Source organism: Micromonospora sp. NPDC049580 (assembly GCF_040675595.1).
GTDB lineage: Bacteria > Actinomycetota > Actinomycetes > Mycobacteriales > Micromonosporaceae > Micromonospora.
In genome coordinates this window covers 1-7,054 of the sequence record NZ_JBFAPG010000333.1, presented here as the reverse complement: position 1 = coordinate 7,054, position 7,054 = coordinate 1, and the positions used below count along the sequence as shown (strand labels likewise).

Below are 7,054 nucleotides of genomic sequence, written 5' to 3'. Positions count from 1 at the left end.
CGGGGGGGGCCTCCACCGCCGACGCCATCCTCTCCGTGGCGACCCTGCTGCGGCGTGAGCCGCGGCTGCGCCGCGCGCTGTCCGAGCCGGCTCGTTCCGGCACGGACCGCGGCGCTCTGCTCGGCGACATGCTGGGTGGGCGGATCGGCGCGGACGCGCTCGACCTGCTCGTGGTGCTGGTGTCCGGCCGTTGGTCGGCACCGTCGGAGCTGCTCGACGGCGCCGAGCGCCTGGGGGTGGAGGCGCTGCTGGCCAGCGCCGACTCCGCCGGCGAGCTGGGCGAGGTCGAGGACGAGCTGTTCCGCTTCGGTCAGGTCGTGACGGGTCAGTCGGCGCTGAACAACGCGTTGGCCGACCCGGCCGCCCCGGTCGAGCGGCGGGCCACCCTGGCCCGTGAGCTGCTCGCCGACAAGGCCCACCCGGTCACCGTCCGCCTCGTCGAGGTGGCGCTGAGCGGGTTCGGCGGACGCTCCTTCATCGGGGCGCTCACCCGGCTGGTGGAGCTCGCCGCCGAGCGGCGGGACCGGCAGGTGGCCTACGTGACCGTCGCCGCCCCCTTGAGTGACTCCGACGAGCGCCGACTGGGTGCGAGCCTCGCCGCGATATACGGTCGAGAGGTCTCCGTCAAGCAGACGGTGGACCCCCACGTCCTGGGTGGCGTGAGCGTGCGGGTCGGCTCCGACCTGTACGACGGCACGATCCTGCGCCGCCTCAACGAGACCCGCAACGCGCTCGCGAAGCGCTGATCGGCTTCGCCGCCCAGCGGCTGAGCGGCTCCGCCGCCCAGCGTTGGGGTGGCTTCGCCGCTCAGCGCCCGGATTGACAGACGCCATTCGGACCGGTTGGTACTAGGTATCCCGGGCCCCTGAATTTTAAGGAAGCAGAGGATGGCCGAGCTGACCATCTCGACGGAGGAGATCCGCGGCGCCCTGGAGCGCTACGTCTCTTCCTACTCGTCCGACGTCTCCCGCGAGGAGGTCGGCACCGTCGCCGACACCGGTGACGGTATCGCCCACGTCGAGGGCCTGCCCTCGACCATGACCAACGAGCTCCTGGAGTTCGAGGACGGCACGCTCGGCGTGGCGTTGAACCTCGACGTCCGGGAAATCGGTGTCGTCGTTCTCGGTGACTCCGCCAAGTTGGAGGAGGGGCAGCGCGTCAAGCGCACCGAGCGGGTTCTCTCCGTTCCGGTCGGCGACGCCTTCCTCGGCCGTGTGGTCGACGCGCTCGGCCAGCCCATCGACGGGCTCGGTGACATCGCCAACGAGGGCTTCCGCGAGCTGGAGCTGCAGGCTCCGAACGTGATGGCCCGCCAGTCGGTGTTCGAGCCGCTGCAGACCGGCATCAAGGCCATCGACGCGATGACCCCGATCGGTCGGGGTCAGCGTCAGCTGATCATCGGTGACCGCAAGACCGGCAAGACCACGGTCGCCCTGGACGCCATCCTCAACCAGCGGGACAACTGGCGCACCGGCGACCCGAAGAAGCAGGTCCGCTGCATCTACGTCGCCATCGGCCAGAAGGCCTCCACGATCGCCTCGATCAAGGGGCAGCTGGAGGAGGCGGGCGCGATGGAGTACACGACCATCGTCGCCTCGCCGGCCTCCGACCCGGCCGGCTTCAAGTACCTGGCCCCGTACACCGGCTCGTCCATCGGGCAGCACTGGATGTACGGCGGCAAGCACGTCCTGATCGTCTTCGACGACCTGAGCAAGCAGGCCGAGGCGTACCGGGCCGTGTCGCTGCTGCTGCGTCGCCCGCCGGGCCGTGAGGCGTACCCGGGTGACGTCTTCTACCTGCACTCCCGCCTGCTGGAGCGCTGCGCGAAGCTCTCCGACGAGCTGGGTGGCGGCTCGATGACCGGCCTGCCGATCATCGAGACGAAGGCCAACGACATCTCGGCCTTCATCCCGACCAACGTCATCTCGATCACCGACGGCCAGATCTTCCTGGAGACCGACCTGTTCAACCAGGGCGTCCGTCCGGCGATCAACGTCGGCACCTCGGTCTCCCGGGTCGGTGGCGCCGCGCAGGTGAAGCCGATGCGCAAGGTCGCCGGTTCGCTGCGGCTCAACCTGGCCCAGTACCGCGAGCTGGAGGCGTTCGCCGCCTTCGCCTCCGACCTGGACCGGGCCTCCCGGGCCCAGCTCGACCGTGGTGTCCGGCTGGTCGAGCTGCTCAAGCAGCCGAACTACTCGCCGTACCCGGTGCAGGACGAGGTCGTCTCGGTCTGGGCCGGCGTCGAGGGCAAGCTGGACGACATCCCGGTGGGTGAGATCCGGCGCTTCGAGGCCGAGTTCCTCCAGTACCTGCGGCACAAGCACGAGGGCGTGCTGGCCGGTATCGCCGACAACCAGTGGGGCGACGACATCGTCAGCTCGCTGGACGCGGCGATCACCGAGTTCAAGCAGGTCTTCCTCGGCAAGGAGGACGAGCGCAAGGTCAACGACGCGCCGGCCGCGCCGCTGGAGGGTGACGAGAACCGCGAGACGGTCACCCGCTTCCGCGACGGCACGACCGACCGCCCGGCCGAGAGCTGATCCGATGGCGGCCCAGGTACGCGTTCTTCGTCAACGGATCCGCTCGGCGAAGTCGATGAAGAAGATCACCAAGGCGATGGAGCTCGTGGCGACGAGCCGGATCGCCAAGGCCCAGGCCCGGGTGCAGGCGTCCCTGCCGTACGCCCAGGCCATCACCAGTGTGCTCACGGCGCTGGCGTCCAACGCGCGGATCGACCACCCGCTGCTCACCCCGCGCGAGCGGGTGCGGCGGGCGGGCGTCCTGCTGGTCACCAGTGACCGTGGCCTGGCCGGCGGTTACAGCTCCAACGCGATCAGGATGGCCGAGTCGCTGATCGCACGGTTGAAGGCGGACGGCAAGGAGCCGGTGCTCTACGTCATCGGGCGTAAGGGTGTCGGGTTCTACCGGTTCCGCGACCGGCCGATCGAGGCGAACTGGACGGGGTTCAGCGAGCAGCCGTCGTTCGAGGACGCCCGTACCGTGGGTGAGACGCTGATCAAGGCGTTCACCGCCGGTGCGGACGACGTCGACGGCGGTTCCGGAGCGGACGGGGTGCTCGGCGTCGACGAGCTGCACATCGTCTACACGGAGTTCCACTCGCTGATGACGCAGACCCCGGTCACCAAGGTGATCGGTCCGATGCAGGTGGAGGACCGGCCGCGCTCCGAGGGGCTGCTGCCGGCGTACGAGTTCGAGCCGGAGGCGGAGGCGCTGCTCGACGCGCTCCTGCCGAGGTACATCAACACGCGGATCTACGCGGCGTTGATCGAGTCGGCGGCGAGTGAGTCGGCGTCGCGTCGGCGGGCGATGAAGAGCGCCACCGACAACGCCGAAGACATGATCGACAAGTACACGCGTGAGATGAACTCGGCCCGCCAGGCCGGGATCACCCAGGAGATCAGCGAGATCGTCGGCGGCGCGAACGCGCTGGCCGCGTCGGGAAGTGAAGTGTGATGACTGCCCCAGTAGAGACCAAGACGGCCACGGGTCGCGTGGTCCGGGTCATCGGCCCGGTCGTCGACGCCGAGTTCCCGCGCGACGCCATGCCGGCCCTGTTCAACGCGCTCAACGTCAACGTGAACCTGTCCGGCGGTGAGAAGACGCTGACCCTGGAGGTCGCCCAGCACCTGGGTGACAACCTGGTCCGCGCGATCTCGATGCAGCCGACCGACGGCCTGGTCCGCGGCGCGGAGGTGACCGACCGCGGCGAGCCGATCACCGTTCCGGTGGGCGACGCCGTCAAGGGCCACGTCTTCAACGCGATCGGCGAGTGCCTCAACCTCACCGAGGGTGAGACGATCCAGGCCGACGACCGGTGGGGCATCCACCGCAAGGCCCCGGCCTTCGCCGACCTGGAGCCGAAGACCGAGATGCTGGAGACCGGCATCAAGGTCATCGACCTGCTCGCCCCGTATGTCAAGGGCGGCAAGATCGGCCTGTTCGGCGGCGCGGGTGTGGGCAAGACGGTGCTCATCCAGGAGATGATCACCCGTGTCGCCCGTAACTTCGGTGGTACCTCGGTGTTCGCCGGCGTGGGTGAGCGCACCCGTGAGGGCAACGACCTCATCGCCGAGATGACCGAGTCCGGCGTCATCGACAAGACCGCGCTGGTCTACGGCCAGATGGACGAGCCGCCGGGCACCCGGCTGCGGGTGGCGCTCTCCGCGCTGACCATGGCGGAGTACTTCCGGGACGTGAAGAAGCAGGAGGTGCTGCTCTTCATCGACAACATCTTCCGCTTCACGCAGGCCGGTTCCGAGGTCTCCACGCTGCTCGGCCGCATGCCGAGCGCCGTGGGTTACCAGCCGACCCTGGCCGACGAGATGGGCGAGCTCCAGGAGCGGATCACCTCCGTCCGGGGCCAGGCCATCACCTCCATGCAGGCGATCTACGTGCCGGCGGACGACTACACCGACCCCGCTCCGGCCACCACGTTCGCCCACCTGGACGCGACCACCAACCTGGAGCGGTCGATCTCCGACAAGGGCATCTACCCGGCCGTGGACCCGCTGGCGTCCTCGTCCCGGATCCTCGCCCCGGAGTTCGTCGGCCAGGAGCACTTCCAGGTCGCCACCGAGGTGAAGCGGATCCTGCAGCGCTACCGCGACCTGCAGGACATCATCGCCATCCTCGGTATCGAGGAGCTCTCCGAGGAAGACAAGATCACCGTGCAGCGCGCGCGGCGGATCGAGCGCTTCCTCTCGCAGAACACCTACGCGGCGGAGCAGTTCACCGGCGTGCCGGGCTCGACGGTCCCGATCAAGGAGACCATCGAGGCGTTCCGCAAGATCAGCGAGGGTGAGTACGACCACTTCCCCGAGCAGGCGTTCTTCATGTGCGGCGGTCTCGAGGACCTGGAGCGCAAGGCTGAGGAGCTGATGAAGGGCTGACAGCCCGCTCATCCGTACCGCAAAAGACTGCCCCGGCAATGTCGGGGCAGTCTTTTGTTCATCTTGACGCCTTACCATCGTCGCGGTCCGTTACTCGTGGTCGTCGCTCCGGCGGCGCGCGAGATACGGTCGGTCCGCGCGTTCACCTGAACGAGCGCTGACTTCTGCAACCTTTCGACGACGTGCGCCCGTCTCCTCTTCGTGGGCGTAACGAACGGAGATGCGCGTGGGTAAGGCCGGCAAGAGTGGCCGCAAGTCGTCCATCTGGCGGGGCGTGCCGCGCTGGGCCAAGGTGTGCACCGTGTTCGGCCTGGTGCTGACCATGCTCAGCGGCGGGGTGCTGGTCGGCACCGAGGTGCTGATGGCCCGCTACGAGGGCGCCGTCGGCAAGGCCGACCTCTTCGGTGACCAGGCGGCCGGCGCCAAGGAGAAGAAGAGCGAGATCAAGGGCCCGCTCAACCTCCTGCTGGTCGGCATCGACCCGCGTACGCCGACGGCGGCGCCGCTGGCCGACTCGATCATGGTGCTGCACGTGCCCGCGTCGATGGACCGGGCCTACCTCTTCTCGCTGCCGCGTGACCTCTACGTCGACATCCCGGCGTTCAAGAAGGCCAACTTCTCCGGCGAGACGACGAAGATCAACGCGGCGATGTCGTTCGGCAGCCGGGTGCCCGACGGCAACCCCGACGCGGCGCGCGGCTTCGAGTTGCTGGCCACCACCGTGCAGAACGTGACCGGCATCAAGCGGTTCGACGCCGGGGCGATCATCAACTTCACCGGCTTCCAGAAGATCGTCGACGCGATGGGCGGCGTCGACATGTACGTCGAGCGGGACGTGAAGTCCGAGCACAAGCAGCCGGACGGCAAGCCCCGGCCCGGCAACACGCGGGGCGAGGGCTACGTCGGCCCGCAGGCGATCTACAAGAAGGGCAACCACCACCTCAGCGGGTGGCAGGCGCTGGACTACGTCCGGCAGCGCTACCCGAAGAACGGTGTGCCGGACGCCGACTACGGCCGGCAGCGCCACCAGCAGCAGTTCGTCAAGGCGATGGTCGGCCAGGCGTTCAGCGCCGACGTGGTCGCCAACCCGATCAAGCTCGACAAGGTGCTTCGCGCCGCCGGTCAGTCGCTGATCTTCAACGGTCGGGGCAACAGCGTGGTCGACTTCGGGCTGGCCCTGAAGAACATCCGCCCGAACACCATCCAGATGATCAAGCTCCCCGGCGGTCCGGTCTTCGAGGGCAAGACCTACAAGGGTGAGCAGTTCCAGGCAGGCGTCCCGGACTTCTTCACCGCCCTGCACAATGAACAACTGGACCCGTTCCTGCTCGAGCACCCCGAATTCCAGAACAAGACGAAGTAGGCGTGGCGCAGCTCTCCCCACCCGCGTTGGGGGTGGCTCGGCGTCACGACTAGACTTTCGGCAATCCGTCGCCGCAGCAAGGAGACAGCGTGGCACAGCAGCTTCACGTCGAGCTCGTCGCCGTCGAGGAGAAGGTCTGGTCCGGTGAGGCCGAGATGGTCGTCGCCCGGACCACCGAGGGTGAGCTCGGTGTCCTGCCGGGGCACGCGCCGCTGCTCGGCCAGCTCGCCGAGCCCGGCCAGGTCCGCATCAAGCTGGCCGGGGGTCAGCAGGTCTCCTACGACGTGGCCGGTGGCTTCCTCTCGGTGAGCGCCGAGGGCGTCACCGTGCTGGCCGAGAGCGCGACCCCGGTTTCCGCGCAGAGCCGCTGAGTCACCCCGCGGATGGAGATCGTCGAAGGCATCGGGATCGGCGTCGCCGTCATCCTCGTCGCGCTTCTCGTGCTCTTCGTCCGGCGGGCCGTCGTGACCTGCAGCGGTGGCATCATCCGGCTCAGCGTCCGGGTCACCACCGTGCTCGACGGGCGTGGCTGGTCACCCGGCTTCGGTCGGTTCGCCGGTGACGAGCTGCGCTGGTATCGAATGTTCAGCTTCGCGCTCCGTCCCAAGCGGGTCCTCTCCCGCAAGGATCTCGCGGTCGAGCGCCGCCGATTGCCCGAAGGGCAGGAACGGCTCTCCATGCCAGCCGACTGGGTGATCCTCCGCTGTACGAGTCACCACGCACCGGTGGAGATCGCCATGGCGCGGTCGACCGTGACCGGTTTCCTCTCCTGGCTCGAGGC

7 protein-coding genes are annotated in these 7,054 nt (G+C 68.4%); all 7 read left to right on the top strand.

Going from position 1 to position 7,054, the window contains the following annotated elements; all coding sequences use genetic code 11:
- Positions 1–746: F0F1 ATP synthase subunit delta (locus tag AB0J68_RS23050; RefSeq protein ID WP_363940441.1), on the top strand; the 746-nt coding region annotated here is incomplete at its 5' end.
- A 141-nt stretch (positions 747–887) separates the two neighbouring features.
- Entirely contained in the window at positions 888–2,540 is a 1,653-nt protein-coding gene (gene atpA / locus AB0J68_RS23045) for a F0F1 ATP synthase subunit alpha (RefSeq protein ID WP_354862470.1), read from the top strand.
- A gap of 4 nt (positions 2,541–2,544) precedes the next feature.
- A complete protein-coding gene (locus AB0J68_RS23040; protein WP_354862468.1) occupies positions 2,545–3,474 on the top strand; it encodes a F0F1 ATP synthase subunit gamma in 930 nt (309 codons plus the stop codon).
- A complete protein-coding gene (atpD, locus tag AB0J68_RS23035; protein WP_354862466.1) occupies positions 3,474–4,910 on the top strand; it encodes a F0F1 ATP synthase subunit beta in 1,437 nt (478 codons plus the stop codon). Before AB0J68_RS23040 ends, atpD begins: the two co-directional genes overlap by 1 nt.
- Positions 4,911–5,130: 220 nt before the next feature.
- Positions 5,131–6,273: an LCP family protein gene (locus tag AB0J68_RS23030; RefSeq protein ID WP_354862464.1), complete on the top strand. Its 1,143-nt coding sequence runs from the start codon at positions 5,131–5,133 to the stop codon at positions 6,271–6,273.
- An 89-nt stretch (positions 6,274–6,362) separates the two neighbouring features.
- Positions 6,363–6,644: a F0F1 ATP synthase subunit epsilon gene (locus AB0J68_RS23025; RefSeq protein ID WP_354862462.1), complete on the top strand. Its 282-nt coding sequence runs from the start codon at positions 6,363–6,365 to the stop codon at positions 6,642–6,644.
- 12 nt (positions 6,645–6,656) lie between these two features.
- Positions 6,657–7,054, top strand: a 398-nt coding sequence (locus AB0J68_RS23020) for a DUF2550 domain-containing protein (protein ID WP_363940440.1), incomplete at its 3' end; no start/stop codon positions are given.